Source organism: Bradyrhizobium sp. PRIMUS42 (assembly GCF_023006515.1).
Classification (GTDB): domain Bacteria; phylum Pseudomonadota; class Alphaproteobacteria; order Rhizobiales; family Xanthobacteraceae; genus Bradyrhizobium.
In genome coordinates this window covers 1-591 of record NZ_JALBGZ010001480.1, presented here as the reverse complement: position 1 = coordinate 591, position 591 = coordinate 1, and the positions used below count along the sequence as shown (strand labels likewise).

The 591-nt window shown below is 69.4% G+C and carries 1 protein-coding gene; it reads right to left on the bottom strand.

The window, feature by feature from the left end; genetic code table 11:
• A partial coding sequence (locus tag MOV75_RS41185) for a DUF4159 domain-containing protein (RefSeq protein WP_247008617.1) occupies positions 1-591 on the bottom strand: 591 nt, incomplete at both ends.

Genomic DNA, 591 nt, shown 5'->3' with positions numbered 1-591 from the left:
CGCTGTCCTCGTCCTCGTCGCGCGGCAGGGTCTCGACCCAGGTCTGGCCGGTGACGAAGCGGCCGGGGAAGTCGCGCAGCAGATAGAAGGTCTTGGTCAGCACGTGCTCGCGCGGCACCGGCTCGAGCTCGGGCACGTCGAGCGAGGACAGGATCTCCCGCAGCGTCTGCATGCCCGGGGTCTGTGCCGCGCCGTTCGCGCCGGGCGGTGCTTCGATCGCATCGCGCGTGTCGAACAGCACGGTGCCACCCTGCTTCATGTAGGCGTCGATCTTGTTGATGGCATCGCGCGGCGGCTTGGGCGCGCCCGGCACGATCGGCCAGTAGATCAGCGGGAAGAAGGCGAGCTCGTCGCGCGCAGGATCGACCCCGACGGGATCGCCGGCCTCGAGCGCGGTGCGCTGCGCCAGGAACAGCGTCAGCCCGTTCAGGCCGGCCTTGACGATGGAATCGACGTCGGCATTGCCCGTGACGACATAGGCGAGGCGGGTCTGCGACGTCGCCTTCATCGCGAAATCGTCCGCGGCGCCGTCGGCGCGTGACGGCGCCGGCGAGAGCGATGCGAACAGCAGGCCAAGGACGATCATCGCAG